Source organism: Pseudomonas sp. H1_G08 (genome assembly GCF_054681355.1).
The window spans coordinates 1,976,749-1,993,105 of sequence record NZ_CP162822.1; the positions used below are offsets into that span (position 1 = coordinate 1,976,749).

General features: G+C 62.1%; 10 protein-coding genes. 8 read left to right on the top strand and 2 right to left on the bottom strand.

Annotated features, from left to right (window positions below):
* Positions 1 to 80: 80 nt before the first annotated feature.
* Entirely contained in the window at positions 81 to 557 is a 477-nt protein-coding gene (locus tag AB4N85_RS09070; RefSeq protein WP_016774798.1) for a helix-turn-helix domain-containing protein, read from the top strand.
* Positions 558 to 801: 244 nt separating this feature from the next.
* Here AB4N85_RS09070 and AB4N85_RS09075 read toward each other — a convergent pair whose 3' ends face one another.
* Positions 802 to 6,000, bottom strand: coding sequence for a trifunctional serine/threonine-protein kinase/ATP-binding protein/sensor histidine kinase (locus AB4N85_RS09075; RefSeq protein ID WP_460068334.1), 5,199 nt, complete (start codon positions 5,998 to 6,000; stop codon positions 802 to 804).
* A 313-nt stretch (positions 6,001 to 6,313) separates the two neighbouring features.
* Here AB4N85_RS09075 and AB4N85_RS09080 point away from each other — a divergent pair, with 313 nt between their 5' ends.
* Both AB4N85_RS09080 and AB4N85_RS09085 read left to right on the top strand, forming a co-directional pair.
* Positions 6,314 to 7,303 carry a response regulator gene (locus AB4N85_RS09080; protein WP_236168777.1) on the top strand — a complete coding sequence of 330 codons (990 nt, stop codon included), beginning with the start codon at positions 6,314 to 6,316 and terminating at the stop codon, positions 7,301 to 7,303.
* Entirely contained in the window at positions 7,300 to 7,701 is a 402-nt protein-coding gene (locus AB4N85_RS09085; RefSeq protein ID WP_236168776.1) for a response regulator transcription factor, read from the top strand. Before AB4N85_RS09080 ends, AB4N85_RS09085 begins: the two co-directional genes overlap by 4 nt.
* Positions 7,702 to 7,706: 5 nt before the next feature.
* Here AB4N85_RS09085 and AB4N85_RS09090 read toward each other — a convergent pair whose 3' ends face one another.
* A complete protein-coding gene (locus AB4N85_RS09090; RefSeq protein WP_305380825.1) occupies positions 7,707 to 8,309 on the bottom strand; it encodes a TetR/AcrR family transcriptional regulator in 603 nt (200 codons plus the stop codon).
* Positions 8,310 to 8,447: 138 nt separating this feature from the next.
* Here AB4N85_RS09090 and AB4N85_RS09095 point away from each other — a divergent pair, with 138 nt between their 5' ends.
* The 5 genes from AB4N85_RS09095 to proP all read left to right on the top strand — a co-directional run bounded on the left by AB4N85_RS09095 (position 8,448) and on the right by proP (position 16,266).
* On the top strand, positions 8,448 to 9,236 hold the full coding sequence (locus AB4N85_RS09095) for an SDR family NAD(P)-dependent oxidoreductase (RefSeq protein ID WP_252876346.1): 789 nt from the start codon (positions 8,448 to 8,450) through the stop codon (positions 9,234 to 9,236).
* 55 nt (positions 9,237 to 9,291) lie between these two features.
* A complete protein-coding gene (locus AB4N85_RS09100) occupies positions 9,292 to 10,308 on the top strand; it encodes an NADP-dependent oxidoreductase (RefSeq protein ID WP_460067792.1) in 1,017 nt (338 codons plus the stop codon).
* 350 nt (positions 10,309 to 10,658) lie between these two features.
* On the top strand, positions 10,659 to 13,064 hold the full coding sequence (locus AB4N85_RS09105; protein ID WP_460067794.1) for a glucose/quinate/shikimate family membrane-bound PQQ-dependent dehydrogenase: 2,406 nt from the start codon (positions 10,659 to 10,661) through the stop codon (positions 13,062 to 13,064).
* Between the two features lie 97 nt (positions 13,065 to 13,161).
* Positions 13,162 to 14,460, top strand: a complete 1,299-nt coding sequence (locus tag AB4N85_RS09110) for a carbohydrate porin (protein WP_423661561.1) — start codon at positions 13,162 to 13,164, stop codon at positions 14,458 to 14,460.
* A 300-nt stretch (positions 14,461 to 14,760) separates the two neighbouring features.
* Entirely contained in the window at positions 14,761 to 16,266 is a 1,506-nt protein-coding gene (proP, locus tag AB4N85_RS09115; RefSeq protein ID WP_041480305.1) for a glycine betaine/L-proline transporter ProP, read from the top strand.
* The last annotated feature ends 91 nt before the right edge of the window (positions 16,267 to 16,357 follow it).

Sequence of the window (16,357 nt, forward strand, 5' to 3'; positions counted from 1 at the left end):
CTTCATAACTTTTAAGGTTTGTTTAAGGACTTTAAATAAAGCCTGCGGCCAGACTTTGCCCATCGATCAGGAGAGCCGCCATGAACCCGCAATCGGTGAAGTCAGACCCTTCCTGCCACCTGGCGCGCCCACTGGGCGCACTGTCCGGCTGGCAGGAACGCCGCGCCAAGGCCTACATGCTGCACGATCTGAGCCGCAGCCTGCGCGTCAGCGAGATTGCCGAACATTGCAATCTTTCACGCAGCCACTTTTCCCGGGCGTTCAAGATCGTCACCGGCTGCTCACCTCAGGAATGGATGCTGAAGATGAAGATCGACAAAGCCAAAGGGCTGTTGCTGACCTCGATGGCGATTACCGAGATTGTTTATGAATGCGGATTTTCCGATCACTCGCACTTCACCCGCACGTTCGGGCGCATGGTGGGGATGCCGCCGAAGGTCTGGCGCCAACTGATGTGCGGAGCGCGGGTGGCGCTGGTGGATGCGGATGTCTGGCGGCTCAGCGATGGGTTGCTGAATTCGACGATGGGCCAGCGCTTGACGGAACTGCGGCCCTGAGTCGGATTTCAAAGGGTTTTGTTCACTCCTCCCTTTTGGCCGCGATTTTTCGCGGCTTTTTTTTTGCGGTAGAGCGCTGGTGGTCGGCGTTGGTACGGCGGTGAACTCCCCCCTCACCCCAGCCCTCTCCCCGAGGAGAGGGAGCTGATTTGGTGTTTTTCCAGTCCTGAGTTCAACTCGGACTTTCACGTCGGCGTATCTCCCCCAAACACCCCGGTCAGTCCCCTCTCCCTCCGGGAGAGGGTTAGGGTGAGGGGCTTTTGATCCTGGCGTCCGGCGCAAGCGGCAGCCTGAAACAGATCCGCGCGCCCTCTTCGCTGTCTTCCACGCGCAACGTCCCGCCATGGGCGCCTATCACCGTTCGGCAAATCGCCAGGCCCATGCCCATGCCGCTGCCCTTGGTGGTGAAGAACGCATCGAAAATTTCTTCACGCTGATGCTCGGCGATCCCCGGCCCATTGTCTTGAAAAGCCACGCAGACCTGCCCATCGGACAGCGTCGACTCAATCACCAGGCGCCCGTCAGTCACGCCCTGCCCAGCCATCGCTTCCAGCGCGTTGACGATCAGGTTGTAGATCACCTGCTGGATCTGCACCCGATCCCCCAGCACCGGGTCAGCAGCGTTGAGTTGCGTGTGCAAGCTCACCCCGCGATTGTGCACATCGCTGGCCGTCAGTTGCACGACCTCACCGATCAACGCGTCAATCGACACCGGCAATCGTTGCAACGGCGCCTGCCTGGCCAATGCGCGCAAGGCCTGGACGATCTCGGTGGCACGGGCGCTGTCGGAGCGGATGTCTTCCAGTCCCTGAATAGCCTCGTCGAGATCAGGCGTGTCGCGCTTGAGCCAGCGCAGACTGGCCGAGGCGTTCGATGAAATGCCCAGCAGCGGCTGGCTGATTTCGTGGGCGATCGAGGCCGACAGTTCGCCCATCATTTTCAGGTGCGAGTTGCGCGCCAGTTCCGCCCGCGAGCTGCGCAAGTCGGCTTCCATCTGCGCGCGCAAGCGGTTGTCTTCGACCAGTTGCGCGTAGAGCCGTGCGGTCTGCAGCGACACCGCTGCCTGCGAGGCGAGGATTTCCAGCATGGTCAGGCGTTCGGCGCTGAACAGCTTCGGTACCAGGCTGTTTTCCAGATACACCAGACCGATCAGCGCGCCCTGCTTGAGCAACGGCAGGCACATCAGCGAGCGCGTCTGCCGCTCGCGCAAGTCGGCGCTGTAAGCTTGCGGGCAGTCGGCGCGGGCATCGTCGAGCACCAGCGGCGTGCGCGTGCGCATGGTCGAATTGAGTACTGAAACCGGCGCGATCTGCTCCAGCGAGCGATCGTTGTCCTGACTGACCCGCACGTTGCCCGCCTCGACATGCGCGGCAGCGGCCAATTGCAACTCACCCTCGGCGACCAACAGCAGCGCGCCGCGGTCGGCACCGGCCTGAATCATCAAGTGATTCATCAAGGTCTCCACCAGCCGATCGAGCAACACCTCTTGCGAGACCGCGCGTGCCGCTTCAATGCCGACTTCCAGATCAAGGCGCACCCGCGTCACCGGCGTTCCCGCTTGAAGGGTATGCTCGTGGGCGAGAAACGGATGCTGCGCTTCGAGCTGGCGCGCCTTGGCTTCAGCGCCCCACAGCACATAGCAGTCGCGCGCAACACGCAGGTGATGATGCGTGCCGGAGACCAGGCCGTTGGCCAGGCAGACCTCGGCCAGTTGTTCATGTGCCAGTGCTTGCTCATGGATAAATCCGGCAGCGGCCGCCGCGATTTGCGCTTGGTCGAAGCAGCGAATGGCGGCCAGCCCTTCGCCGCGCACGCGGGCCATCGCGCCTTCGATCAGCAGCAGTTTGTTGCTGAAGGTTGAAGGATTGAGCTCGACCCATGGCAGAAAACGCTGCCGTTGCTGCTCCAGCTTCTGCAGTTTTTCGGCAACAGAGCCCGGCGCCTCGGGACTGGCCAGTGCCAGGCTGTAGAACAGGTAGTAATGCGCCAGATCAATGTGCGCCGGCAGCGACCAGGTCAACGCCTCGGCGTCTTCGAAACGGCGCAACGCGTAACGCACTTCACCGAAATAGAACGCCGACATGCCCGAATACAACCACATCCACAACAGCGTCGGCTGTGAAACGCGGTCGCGATGCAGCGGGCCAAAACGGTCATGTTCCAAAGCATCCAGCATTGCGATCGAACGAGGCTCAGGCCCATTGCGCAAATCGCTGGCGAACGCCTGTTGCGCCAGCAGAATGCGCTCGATGTCGATGTAGTGAAACTGCCGCACCCAACTCAGGCCGACGTCCAGCTCGTTCAACACGTTTGGCAGCGGCTCGCCCATGAACAGCAGATCGGAGCCGATGTGGTTGCAGGCGTAACACGACATGCCCAGATCGCCGCCGGCCTGACCGCACTCAAACGCGGCGAAAGCCTTCTGCCGCGCGTAAGCCATCGGCCGGGTCCACGCGCTGACCTGATCCAGCGCCACCAGCGTGCCGGTGCGCCCCGCCTCATAGCCGTGCAGATCAGTCAGATCGAGCGCCAGTTCGGCGAAAGCAACACCGTCCAGATATTCGCCATAACGGTCGGCGATCATCACGCCGTACCAGGCGAAACCGTAGCCGCTGCTCGGCGTGGTGCCATGGAGCAAAGTCAGTTCGACCATCTTCGCCAGGTGCAGAAAAGCAATGTCGTCCTGCACGAAGAACGAGGCGATCAGCGTGCTCAGCAGTTCCATGGCCACTTCGATTCGCGGCTCGATGGCTTTGGGCAACGCCGTCAACTCAGCGATCCGTCGCGCACCGACCAATTGCCGAACCCGTTCGAACGCTTCGCCCAGTTGCGCCTTCGATGGGTGTCGCTGCAGGTCGATGTCGAGCAACGCAAGACCGGCCAGCGCTTCGCCGATCGCGCCGTGGTAATCGGAATGCAAGGTGCGCAGGCTGGCGCGCAGGCGGTAGGTTTTCGCCCGGTCCAGCACGGTGGCAGCGTGTTCCAGACAGTCGTCGAGACGCTGTTGCGCGCCGGGCAGATCCGCCAGCAACATCGCGCAGTCGGCTGCCAGCCAGCGCGCCGCGAAGGCTTGCGGGTAGAGCTGCGTCCAGCCGTTGTCGCCGAGTAACACCTCGGCGCTGCGCAGATAATCCACGGCCTGCTCGACAGCGGCGCTATCGCGGGCGCGCTCGGCAGCTTCGAGCAATAACTGGATGAATTCAGCGCGTCGAGGCGCTTGCAGCGCATTGCCGGCGCTGCGCTGAATCTGACTGGCGATGTCGAAGACCCGCGCCTGCCGCTGCTCGCCGCATTGATCGAGCATGGCGGCAGCGATGCGCGCATGCTCAGCCGAGCGCCCGGCCGGTGCGGTCAGCGCAGCGGCGGCTTCCAACACCCGATCGTGGGGAAACACCAGTTGGCCAGGCTCGCGCAGGAGAAATCCGGCGCTGACCAGATAATCCACGTCACGCAGCAATTGCGCCGGATCGTCCCCCAGCAAATCGCCCAACAGCGTTTCGTCACAGCGGCCACCAACGTAACCCGCGGTGCGCAACACTTCACGGGCACTGACCGGCAGACGCTGCAAGCGTTGCACCATCAATTCGGCCACGTTGTCGGCGTAGCGATAGCCGTTCACTTCGGCCTGATTCCACACCCAGCGCCGCGTCGTCGCGTCGAAACGCAGCAGACGCTCGTCCACCAGCGCGCGCGCCACCTGGCTGACGAACAACGGATTGCCGGCGGTTTTGAAGTGCACGACGCGGGCCAGCGCCTCGAGGTTGTCGACGTCAGCATCGAGTTCGACCGCCATCAGTTGCGCAACGGCCTGCACCGACAGCGGCCCTAGTCGAAGGTCACTGACTGGCAGCGCGGGTGCTCTGCGCATCTCATCGAGCCAGCCGCCCGGATGCTCCGTCAACTCGCCCTCGCGATACGCCAGAACCAGCAGCAGATGCCGCGTCGGTCGGCCGATAAAGGCTTTGAGAAACGCCTGCGTCGAGTCGTCAGCCCACTGCAAGTCGTCGATAAACAGCAGCAGCGGATGCCCCGGTTGCGCAAAGACTTCGAGCACATCGAGCAGCGCCCGATTGACCCGATCCAGGGCGTGGCGCGCCGGCATGTTCGGCAGTTCGGCGGTGGCGCCAATCAGCAGTTCGGCTTCCGGCGCCAGGTCCAGCAGCAAGCGGCCACGGCCCTTTAGGGTTTCGCGCAGTTGCTCGGCCAAGGCCTGCAAGGCCAGCGTGGGCTTGGTCAACACTTGGCTGATCAGAGACTGAAAAATCTGCGCCACCGGCGCGAAGGGCCGGTCATTGTTCAGCAGTTCGATCTTGCCGCTGGCCCAATAACCGGGTGCCTGGCTACGCAGGACTTGCTGGATCAGCGTCGACTTCCCCGCTCCCGGTGCGCCGGCAACCAGCAGCACGCGAGCGATGCCGTCGCTGCGCACGCGCTGGATCTGTTCAAGCAGTTGCTGACGTTCGTCATCACGACCAAACAGCACATCGCCGCGCGTGGCCGTTGCGCGAGCATCGAATGCACCGAGGCGGAACGCTTCGATCTGGCCTTTTTTCTGCCATTGCCGCAGGCACCAGGTCAGATCGGCGGCCAGCGATTCGATGCTTTGATAGCGCGCGTCCGACTCCTTGGCCAGGCCCTTGAGCAGCACGTGACAAATGCCTTGCGGCAGGTCGGGTTGGTATTGCGCTGGCGACAAAGGCTCGACGGCGGCGTGCACATGCAGCCATTGCGAGGCGTCGCGAGCGATCAGCGGCGGGCGCCCGGTCAGCGCCTCATAAATGATTGCCGACAGCGCATAGACGTCGCTGCGCTCATCGGAATCGACGCCGTCGCGCTGCAGCTGTTCCGGCGCCAGATAAGGCCAGTGTTCCAAGCTCGGCAGTTCGGTCGCCGGCGTTTCCTGCGCGTGGGTGTGAAAGCCCATCAGCCTGACGCTGTCGTCAGCATCGACCAGCAGATGCCAAGGCAATAAAGAACCCTGTGGGAGCGAGCCTGCTCGCGAAAGCGGTGGGTCAGTCAAGGGTGATGTCGGCTGGAATGACGCTTTCGCGAGCAGGCTCGCTCCCACAGGGTTTTGCGGTGTTTCCGGATGGCGAGAGTGGACCAGCGCATTCGCGGCGGCGACGGCGATATTCAGCACCCGTCCGAGTGGTAAGCCGGCGGCGTCGATCAGTCCAGCCAGCGGCGCGCCCCATTGCGGGTAGACCAACACCGGCCCGTCCGCCGAGCGAATCAGCGCGAGCGGGTTGAGCGCCCACTGCGAAGGCAACTGCAAATGGAAATCGCGCTCCAGCCGCTGGCACAGCGCCGGACGCTGGATCGGCGCACGCACAGCGAACCAGCTCTGGCCCGAGTGGCTGTCTTCGAGGCTGAACCAGGTCAGTTCATGGTCACGGCGCAGCAGACTGAACCGACAGCTCTCCAGCCATGCTTCATCGAGCATCGGCGCATCGGCCACGCGGGAAATTGCAGAGGAGGATGGCTGGCCGGGCATACGCATTCACCGCTGGAAATGGGATTCAGGCTGGTGGCGAAGTATACCCAGCGTTTTTTTGCCAGAGGGCCAGCCGCTGCGCTGATGTCCGTCCGCAGCCTCAAGATGGCCGTCCAGAGCCTTGCGCGGCTGTTTCTTGCGCTATACAAGCGCACGTCTTATCCCTCGGGATAATTGCTTTATGCCAGGCCGTCCCCTAGCGTACGAACCTGATAACCCGGCGCCCGCGCCCTCTCCTTCTCACCGCAACGCAGAGGCCCGCATGATCCGACTCGGCCAAGCCACGATTTCTTTGGAACGGCGCGAAGCCTTTCTCGATGGCCGGCCCTTGCGCATGGGCGGGCGGGCGTTCGAAATACTTTCCGTACTGATGCAGGCCGATGGGCGCATCGTCAGCAAGGACGAGCTGATCAATCAGGTGTGGCCGGACATCGTCGTCGAAGAGAACAATCTGCAAGTGCAGATTTCCTCGCTGCGCAAACTGCTCGGGGAAAAAGAAATCATCCAGACGGTTGCCCGTCGAGGTTACCGATTATTGAAAGACCGCGAACCCAAACTGCCCGTGTTCAACGCGCTGGCCTCGGCGCCGATGGTGGCGCAGCCGCCGTTGGTCGATACGCAATCGGTGCCGGTGTTCATCGTTGACGATGAGGCCTGCGTGCGTACCGCGCTCAGCCGCTTGTTGCGCGCCGAAGGCATCGAGCACCGGATTTTCCAGTCCGCCGAAGAACTGCTAGAGGGCGACATCGCCAATGGCCCGGCGTGCCTGTTGCTCGACGTCAGCCTGCCCGAAACCACAGGCCTGCAATTGCAGGCGGCGCTGAACGAGCGCGGCTTGCCGTGGCCGGTGATCTTCATGACCGGCCACGGCACGATTCCGATGTCGGTGCAGGCGATGAAGGCCGGCGCGGTGGAGTTCCTGACCAAGCCATTCAATGACGATGAACTGCTCGGCATTCTGCGCAGCACCCGTCAACACGCCGCGACGGCGTTCAATCAATGGCAACGGGTTCAGCACGTGCGGCAGCTGGCGGCGCAACTGACACCGCGTGAGCGCGAGGTGCTGCCACTGATCGTTGGCGGTCTGTCGAACAAGCAGATCGCCAACCAATTGGGCACCAGTGAAGTGACCGCCAAGGTTCATCGCAAACACATCATGGCGAAGATGCAGACCCGCTCGCTGGTCAACCTCGTCGAACTCTACGGACTGATCAGCGCTGCGCCTTCGCCTGGCCCATCGAGCCTGTCGTGAGCGCCCCGGCGGGTCGCCCGACGGCGATCGAGAACACCCGACCGACGATTGTCTGCATCGTCGATGACGACGCGTCGGTGCGCAAAAGCCTGTCGAATCTGCTGCGCTCGGTCGGTTATCGCGCGCAGGTTTATGCCAGTGGCGAAGCGTTTCTCGCCGAAGCAGACTTCGCCGAAATCGCCTGCCTGCTGCTGGATCTGCGCATGCCCGGCCTGTCCGGCATCGACGTGATGCGCCAACTGCCGCGACAGTTTCCGGTGATCTGCATGTCCGCCCATTGGGACGAGGCGGCGCTGGCTGAGTCCGGGCATTACCAGGCGTTTGAATGCCTGTGCAAACCCTTCGAAGAAGAGGTTTTGCTGGCGGCACTCGACAAGGCCCTGCACCGCCAGCACTGATCGCTTCAGCTGTCCTGCGTGGCTTCTTGCGCAGTTTCGATCGCGGGCAGCGACTCAGTCATCGAAGCGTGACACACCGTCAGAATCTCATCGGCCAGCGCCGAGTCATCCGGGCAGGCCCGCGACAGCATGATCGCCCCGACCGCGCGGGCCAGCAGGTCGATCATCCGGGTTCGGCCCTCACCTTGCGGTGCATCCGCTGCCGTCGGGTATTTCTCGCCGAGCGTCTGTAACGTGCGCTCGATGCCTTCAGCGAACGCCGCTTTGACATCCCCGGACTGCCGCGCCGCATCGCCGCACAACGCCGCCATGGTGCAACCGGTGGAGCGGCCATCGCGATGGTCGCGGGACACGTACACGTCGATGAAATCCTGCACGCTCATGCTTTCGGCGGCGGCCGTGGACTGCGCCAGGCTATTGGCCGAGGCTTCGGCCATCAGGTCGGCCTTAGAGCCGAAGTGTTTGTAGAAACCGCCGTGAGTAAAACCGGCGGCCGCCATCAGGTCAGCCACGCCGACCCCGTCATAACCGCGTTCGCGGAACATCACTGATGCCGTTTCGACAATGTGCTCGCGATTGGCCTGAGCCTGAGCTTTGGATACGCGCATGTTGAATCCTCCAGCGCTGAAAAATCATGGCTCGATGATACATAGATGTTGGCCATAATCAAAACCGTTGACATCTTAGATTTCGGTCATCATCCTAAAAGCCCGAAATCAGTCTTCACCTGAAAAAGAGCCAACACCATGACTACTCGCCCTACTGTTCTGATCACTGGCGCCTCCACCGGCATAGGCGCCGTCTACGCCGCACGTTTCGCCCAGCGCGGGCACGATCTGGTGCTGGTCGCCCGTGACCAGTCGCGCCTGGACAGCCTTGCCGCCGGTTTGCGCGCTGAGCACAACGTCCATGTCGAAGTGCTACAGGCCGACCTGACGCAACTGAGCGATCTGCAAACCGTCGAGGCGCGTCTGCGTGACGACGCGCGCATCGGTATCCTCGTCAACAATGCCGGCGCGGCGCAGTCCGGTACCTTCATCGAGCAGAGCACCGACAGCGTGGCGCAACTGGTCGCGCTTAACACCACCGCGTTGGTGCGGCTGGCTAGCGCCATCGCCCCGCGCTTGGCCAAGGCCGGCGACGGCGCGATCATCAATATCGGCTCGGTGGTGGGCCTGGCGCCGGAGTTCGGCATGTCGGTGTATGGCGCGACCAAGGCGTTCGTGCTGTTTCTCTCCCAGGGCCTGAGCCTGGAACTGTCGCCACAGGGCGTGTATGTGCAAGCGGTGCTGCCCGCCGCCACCCGCACGGAAATCTGGGACCGCGCCGGAATCGACATCAACACCCTCACCGACATCATGGAAGTCGGCGATATGGTCGACGCCGCGCTGGTCGGCTTCGACCGTCGCGAAGTCGTGACCATCCCGCCGCTGCACGAGGGCGAGCGCTGGGATGCCCTGCAAACCGCGCGGCAGGGCCTGTTGGGGCAGATCCGCCAGTCGGCTGTTGCGCAACGTTATCTGACTCAGGCCTGACCTCATTCAAACCCGCCGCTATGCCGGCGGGTTTCTACCGACAAGAGCATCCGCAATGAAGGCATTTTTCATCGAGCGCTACGGCAAGCAGAACGGCCGGATTGGCGACCTGCCCGAACCGCTGGTTGGCGCTCACGACGTGCTGATCGAAGTGCGCGCGAGTAGCGTCAACCCGCTGGATCTGAAGATTCGCAGCGGCGAATTCAAGATGATCCTGCCCTATCAAATGCCTTTGATATTGGGCAACGATGTCGCCGGTGTGGTGCTCAGCACCGGTGCGGCGGTCAAGCGTTTCAAACCGGGCGATGAGGTTTATGCGCGGGCGCCTGAAAACAGGATTGGCACGTTTGCCGAACGCATCGTTGTCGACGAACAAGCGGTCGCGTTGAAACCCGCCAATCTCGCCATGACCGAGGCGGCTTGCATGCCGCTGGTGGCGTTGACGGCGTGGCAGGCACTGGTCGAAGCCGCCAACGTGCAAAAAGGCCAGAAGGTACTGATTCACGCCGGCTCCGGTGGCGTTGGCACGGTCGCCATTCAACTGGCCAAACACCTCGGTGCTTTTGTTGCGACCACCACGAGCACGGCGAATGTCGCGTGGGTCAAGGCGCTGGGCGCTGATCTGGTGATCGATTACAAGCAGCAGGATTTCGCCATTGAGCTGCGCGACTACGACGTGGTGCTCAACAGCCTCGGCGGCGATGTGCTGGAAAAATCGTTGAGGGTGTTGAAACCGGGCGGGCAACTGATTTCCCTGTCAGGGCCGCCGACTGCGCAGTTCGCTCAGCAGCAGGGTTTGTCGTGGCTGCTCGGGCTGGTCATGCGTCTGCTCAGCAGTGGTATTCGGCGCAAGGCGCGCAAGCGTGGGGTGGGTTATTCGTTTCTGTTCATGCGTGCCGACGGCATCCAGTTGCAGAAAATCACTGCGTTGATTGAGGCCGGGGTGATCAAACCGGTGATCGATCGTACTTTTCCGTTCGATCAGATAGCTGACGCCTTGCACTACGTTGAACAAGGCCGGGCCAAGGGCAAGGTTGCCATCGTGATCGATCCTGATAGCCCCTCACCCTAACCCTCTCCCAGAGGGAGAGGGAACTGACCGAGCTGAATGCGCGAGTAACGCCGACCTGAAATACCGAGGCGAACACAGGTCTCAAAAAGCCCATAAATCAGCTCCCTCTCCTCGGGGAGAGGGCTGGGGTGAGGGGTGAATCCAGCGCGGTGTCCAAGCATGTGCATTGCAATACCACGCTCAATCCGCCCCTCCTGCTGAAACCTCGAGAAACCCCTCTCAACTTGCGTTTTGCTAATCCTGCACCACGCTTGATTCACAGAAGTGCACGTTTTCATGGCAAAACTGCGGTTAACTGAATGGTTAGTTACCGCTATAATCCCGCGCTTCATTCAAACGGGACTTTCAATGTGAACCACAGTCAACGCGTCTCAGGCGTTTCAACGTTCATCCTGGTCGGCCTTGGCGTGATCATCGCCCTGCTCGGTCTGGCGCTCGCGGCCGGCGGTGTGAAGCTGGTCAGCCTGGGCGGTTCCTGGTACTTCCTGGTCGGCGGTCTGGCGATGACCGTTTCCGGTGTGCTGATCGCACTGAAGAAAACCGCAGGCGCCTGGTTGTTCGCCGCGTTTCTCGTGGCCACCGCGATCTGGGCCGTGGCTGACGCCGGGCTGGTGTTCTGGCCGGTGTTCTCGCGGCTGTTCATGTTCAGCGCCATCGGCATGGTCGTCGCGCTGGTCTACCCGCTGCTCGCGCGCGCCAATGGCCGCGTGGCCGGTCGTGGTGCGTATGCCGTGGCCGCTGTGCTGGCGGTCGGTGTGGCCATTGCGGCGGGCAACATGTTCGTCGCCCACCCAACCGTTGCCGCCACTGGCACTGGCCCGGGCCTGACTCCGGTCGAGCCGGCCAAGGCGCAGAAAGACTGGGCGCACTACGGCAACACCGAAGGTGGCAGCCGCTTCGCCGCGCTCGACCAGATCAACCGCAACAACGTCGACAAGTTGAAAGTCGCGTGGACCTACCACACCGGGGACGTCGCCGAGAGCGATGGCAACGGCGCCGAAGACCAGCTCACCCCGCTGCAGGTCGGCAACAAAGTATTCATCTGCACCCCACACAACAACCTGATCGCCCTTGATGCCGACACCGGCAAAGAGCTTTGGAAGAATGCGATCAACGCGCAATCGAAAGTCTGGCAGCGCTGCCGTGGCATGGCCTATTTCGACGCCACCGCGACCATCGCTCAGCCGAGCAACTCTTCGATCATCGAAGCCAAACCGGCGCCGGCTGCCAACTGCCAGCGTCGTTTGCTGACCAATACCATCGATGCCCGCCTCATCGCGGTCGATGCTGACACTGGTGAGTTCTGCCAGGGTTTCGGCAACAACGGCCAGGTCGATCTGAAGGCCGGTCTGGGTGATGTTCCGGACAGCTACTATCAGTTGTCGTCCGCACCATTGATGGCTGGCACCACCGTGGTGGTTGGCGGTCGTGTTGCCGATAACGTGCAGAGCGACATGCCGGGCGGTGTGATTCGTGGTTTTGACGTGATCACCGGCGCCATGCGCTGGGCGTTCGACCCGGGCAACCCGCAGGATCGCAACGCGCCGGCCGACGGCAAAACCTACGTGCGCAGCACGCCGAACAGCTGGGCGCCGATGTCCTACGACGCGGCGACCAACACCGTATTCCTGCCGATGGGCAGCTCGTCCACCGACATCTATGGTGTCGAGCGCAGCGAACTGGACCACAAGTACGGCGCCTCGATCCTCGCGCTGGACGCCAGCACCGGTGAAGAACGCTGGGTGTTCCAGACCGTGCACAACGATCTGTGGGACTTCGACCTGCCGATGCAGCCGAGCCTGATCGACTTCGACAAGGACGGCCAAAGCGTTCCGGCGCTGGTCATCGGCACCAAGGCCGGGCAGATCTATGTGCTCGACCGCGCCACTGGCAAGCCGCTGACCGAGGTCAAGGAAGTACCGGTGAAAGCCGCGAACATCCCTAACGAGCCGTACTCGCCGACCCAGCCGAAATCCGTGGGCATGCCGCAGATCGGCGCGCAGCACCTGACCGAATCGGACATGTGGGGCGCCACGCCGTACGACCAGTTGCTCTGCCGTATCGACTTCAAGAGCATGCGCTACGACGGTCTGTACACCGCGCCGGGTACCGACAAATCGCTGAGCTTCCCGGGTTCGCTGGGTGGCATGAACTGGGGCAGCATCTCCACTGACCCGGTGCACGGTTTCATCTTCGTCAACGACATGCGCCTGGGTCTGTGGATCCAGATGATCCCGTCGCAGAACAAAGGCCAGGCCGCAGGCGGTGGCGAAGCGCTGAACACCGGCATGGGCGCTGTTCCGCTCAAAGGCACGCCGTACGCGGTGAACAAGAACCGCTTCCTGTCGGTGGCCGGCATTCCGTGCCAGGCGCCGCCGTTTGGCACTTTGACCGCGATCGACATGAAGACCCAGAAAGTCGCATGGCAGGTTCCGGTCGGCACCGTTGAAGACACCGGTCCCCTGGGCATTCGCATGCACCTGCCGATCAAGATCGGTCTGCCAACCCTCGGCGGCACCCTGTCGACCCAGGGCGGCCTGATCTTCATTGCCGGCACCCAGGACTTCTACCTGCGCGCCTTCAACAGCGGCAATGGCGAGGAAATCTGGAAAGCCCGTCTGCCGGTCGGCAGCCAGGGCGGCCCGATGACGTACGTTTCGCCGAAAACCGGCAAGCAGTACATCGTCGTCACCGCTGGCGGCGCACGCCAGTCGACCGATCGTGGCGATTACGTGATGGCCTACGCCCTGCCGTAACTCATTGCCGCACAACCAACCTCCTCCAAGCGCGCGGTGCCCCAAAGCACCGCGTCGCCGTTTTATTGCGTTAAAGATTTCAGCAGGAAGGATTCACATGTCATCGGCTGTTCGCTTTTCTCGTACCAAGCTTCCCACTGGCCTGTTGCTGGGCCTGAGCTGCGCTACTGCCCTACCCGCGCTGGCCGCCAGCGATTCCGGTCTGCTGACCCGCAGCACCCTGACCGGTGACTGGGGCGGCTTGCGTCATCAACTCGATGAAGACGGCATCAAGTTCACTGGCGATTACAGCGGCGAAACCGCTTACAACGCCGACGGCGGCCTGCACCGTTCGGCGCGCTACTCGCAGAACATCAAGCTCGGCGTGCAGTTTGATCTGAGCAAACTCTACGGCGTCGACAACGCCGGCAAAGTGCAACTGACCATCAACGACCGGCGCGGCAACAGCGCGTCGGAAGATCTGGTCGGCAACCGCTTGCCGATTCAGGAAAACTACGGCGGCCTGTACACGCGCCTGACTGAACTGAGTTACGAGCGCAGCCTGTTCACCCCGGCGCTGAACGTGAAGCTCGGCTACATGGCCATGGGCAACGACCTCGGCGGTCTGGATAGCGGCATTCTGTGCAACTTCATGAACGCCGGTTTCTGCGGTCACCCGCTGAACATGTCCGGCGGCAGCGGCTGGACCAACTACCCCAACGCGCGTCTGGGCGTGCGGGTCAAATACGACCTGTCGCCGTCCTGGCAACTGCGTGTGGCTGCGTTCAACGTCGACCCCGAGAGCAACGGCAATTCCAGCCGCGCCTGGCATCTGGGGCCGAAGCACACCACCGGCACCGTCGTGCCGATCGAGTTGGTGTACAAGCACGCCGGCGAGCTGCCGGGTGAGTACAAGCTCGGCTATTACTACGACAGCTCTGACGTCAAACGCATTGGCAGCGACGATGAAGTGTCCGGTCGTGGCGGACATTATTTGTTGATCGATCAGGCCGTATGGCGTTCGCCGACCTCCGAGGGCCGCAGCCTGCATGCGTTCGGTCAGTATTCGGCGGCCAGTGAAGCCGCCTCGCCGTTCAGCAAGTGGTACGGCACCGGCGTGGTTTTGTACAAACCGTTCGAAGGCCGCCCGCGTGACACCGTGGCCCTGGGCTATGGCCGCGCCGTGCCGAACCCGCGCAGCCGCGATGTGCAACAGGATGCCGCGCAGGCCAGCGGTGCTGCGTTCCCGAATCTGGACAGTGCCGAGCAGTTGATCGAGTTGGGCTACGGCTACCAGGCCACCCCATGGCTGACCCTGCGCCCGAACCTGCAATACATCATCGAACCGGGCGCGTTTTCCGGGCAGGACATCGACAATGCGCTGGTGGTGGGCTTGCAGGTGAAGGCTGCGCTTTAAGCCTTGTAATGGATGTCATGGCGTCATCGCTGGCAAGCCAGCTCCCACAGGGTTTGACGGCGGACACAAAATCCCGGCAACACCCAAAACCCTTGTGGGAGCTGGCTTGCCAGCGATAGCGGTGGGTCAGGCAATACAGCTCCAACAAGGCTCGGAGTTGCACCTCCCCCACCTGTCGAAATTAATTCCAGCCCACCGGTGAATTATTTCGTGTCCGCATGTATCTGAGCCAGAAGAGCCGGCGCCATCATGGAGATGGCATCGCAGCGGTAATCTGGATCAGCGAGCGGGAACAGCGCAATGAAATCACGCAAGAACACCGTCAAACCGATCGGTTTGAAAGACATCACCATTGTCGACGACGCCAAGATGCGCAAGGCGATCACCGCCGCCGCACTGGGCAACGCCATGGAATGGTTCGACTTTGGCGTCTACGGCTTTGTCGCCTATGTGCTCGGCAAGGTCTTCTTCCCCGGCGCCGATCCCGGCGTGCAAATGATCGCCGCGCTGGCGACCTTCTCCGTGCCGTTCCTGATCCGTCCACTGGGCGGTTTGTTCTTCGGTGCGCTCGGCGACAAGTACGGACGACAGAAAGTCCTCGCCGCGACCATCGTCATCATGTCCCTGAGCACCTTCGCCATCGGCCTGATTCCGTCCTATGCCTCGATCGGCATCTGGGCGCCGATCCTGCTGTTGCTGGCGAAAATGGCGCAGGGTTTCTCGGTCGGTGGCGAATACACCGGCGCCTCGATCTTCGTTGCTGAATACGCGCCGGACCGCAAACGCGGCTTCCTCGGCAGCTGGCTGGATTTCGGCTCGATCGCCGGTTTCGTCTTCGGCGCCGGTGTCGTGGTGCTGATCTCGACGATTCTCGGTGAACAGCGCTTCGAAGAATGGGGCTGGCGGATTCCGTTCTTCCTCGCCCTGCCGCTGGGCATGATCGGCCTGTATCTGCGCCACGCCCTCGAAGAAACCCCGGCGTTCCAGCAGCACGTGGAAAAACTCGAACAAGGAGACCGCGAAGGCCTTGCCGGTGGCCCGAAAGTGTCGTTCAAGGAAGTCGCGACCAAACACTGGCGCAGCCTGATGACCTGCATCGGCGTGGTGGCGGCGACCAACGTCACCTATTACATGCTGCTCACCTACATGCCGAGTTACCTGACGCACAACCTTCACTACAGCGAAAACCACGGCGTGCTGATCATCATCGCGATCATGGTCGGCATGCTCTTCGTGCAGCCGCTGATCGGTTTCATCAGCGACAAGATCGGCCGCAAGCCCTTCATCGTCGTCGGCAGCATTGGCCTGTTCATCTTCGCCATTCCCGCGTTCATGCTGATCAACAGCGGCAGCATCGCCCTGATCTTCTCCGGCCTGCTGATCCTCGCGGTGCTGCTCAATTTCTTTATCGGTGTGATGGCCTCGACCCTGCCGGCGATGTTCCCCACGCACATCCGCTACAGCGCGCTGGCCAGTGCCTTTAACGTCTCGGTGCTGATCGCCGGTTTGACCCCGACTGCCGTGGCCTGGCTGGTGGAAAGCACCAACGATCTGTACATGCCTGCGTATTACCTGATGGTCATCGCCGTGGTCGGTCTGGTCACTGGCGTGACCATGAAGGAAACCGCCAACAAGCCCCTGCGCGGCGCGGCCCCGGCGGCTTCCGATCTCGAAGAGGCCAAGGAACTGTTGCAGGAACACCACGACAACATCGAGCAGAAAATCGAAGACATTGATGCCGAGATCGCCGAGTTGGAGGCCAAGCGCAAAGTGCTGGTCCAGCAGCATCCGCGCATCAATGAATGATCCGCTGGACGCAGAAAAATCGGTGGGGCCATCACCCCGCCGATTACTCGAAGCGCGGCTTGGTGTTAAATAGGCGCCAGTCTTGACCTTG

Bases quoted from the DNA above. Each gene is read 5' to 3' on its own strand.
- AB4N85_RS09070 (WP_016774798.1), top strand. From the start codon at position 81: ATGAACCCGCAATCGGTGAAGTCAGACCCTTCCTGCCACCTGGCGCGC.
- AB4N85_RS09075 (WP_460068334.1), bottom strand. From the start codon at position 6,000: ATGCTCGATGAAGCATGGCTGGAGAGCTGTCGGTTCAGTCTGCTGCGC.
- AB4N85_RS09080 (WP_236168777.1), top strand. From the start codon at position 6,314: ATGATCCGACTCGGCCAAGCCACGATTTCTTTGGAACGGCGCGAAGCC.
- AB4N85_RS09090 (WP_305380825.1), bottom strand. From the start codon at position 8,309: ATGCGCGTATCCAAAGCTCAGGCTCAGGCCAATCGCGAGCACATTGTC.
- AB4N85_RS09095 (WP_252876346.1), top strand. From the start codon at position 8,448: ATGACTACTCGCCCTACTGTTCTGATCACTGGCGCCTCCACCGGCATA.
- AB4N85_RS09100 (WP_460067792.1), top strand. From the start codon at position 9,292: ATGAAGGCATTTTTCATCGAGCGCTACGGCAAGCAGAACGGCCGGATT.
- AB4N85_RS09110 (WP_423661561.1), top strand. From the start codon at position 13,162: ATGTCATCGGCTGTTCGCTTTTCTCGTACCAAGCTTCCCACTGGCCTG.
- proP (WP_041480305.1), top strand. From the start codon at position 14,761: ATGAAATCACGCAAGAACACCGTCAAACCGATCGGTTTGAAAGACATC.